Below are 646 nucleotides of genomic sequence, written 5' to 3' on the forward strand. Positions count from 1 at the left end.
TTAATCAATCAGTAAAAATCCACACAAGTTGTTCTTCAATTCTCTTAATGATCTTCTTCCTGGTTCGTCACCAGCAAGCTAGGTCGGCTATATTACTCTTAATCTCTTAAAAGTCAACAGGTAATTTCGATATTTTTAAAACTTATTTCTCAAACCAACTTAACATTAAATTCATCACTTAAAGTAACCAATCTAATCTCAAGTAACTGTTTTTCAACAAGTTTCTATCTGCATCACCGCCGATGGATGTGCATTATAGACCATCCAAATCCCTTTGCAAGGGGTATTTCAGCCTTTTTCTCTTGAGTGCCGTTTTTTTCTACTATTTTGCGAAAAAAGTGATATATATGGCTTTTTTTTAGGCATTTTTGCTATTTTTTATTGGTTTTTATCTTTAGCTATATAATCATTTTGGAGTTAGGGAGTCTTTTATATGGTTTTTACTCCTCTATAAGCTTTTTAATCCAAAGAATCCAAAGAATCCAAAGAATCCAAAGAATCCAAAGAATCCAAAGAATCCAAAGAATCCAAAGAATCCAAAGAATCCAAAGAATCCAAAGAATCCAAAGAATCCAAAGAATCCAAAGAATCCAAAGAATCCAAAGAATCCAAAGAATCCAAAGAATCCAAAGAATCCAAAGAATCC

Annotated in this window: 1 protein-coding gene; it reads right to left on the minus strand. The window is 32.4% G+C overall.

Annotated elements, in window-relative coordinates:
• Positions 1 to 448 precede the first annotated feature (448 nt).
• Positions 449 to 646 (minus strand): hypothetical protein (locus J576_RS20285; RefSeq protein WP_212750206.1); only part of this gene is annotated, 198 nt, incomplete at its 5' end.

This window comes from Acinetobacter sp. 766875 (genome assembly GCF_000582055.1).
Lineage (GTDB): Bacteria > Pseudomonadota > Gammaproteobacteria > Pseudomonadales > Moraxellaceae > Acinetobacter > Acinetobacter nosocomialis.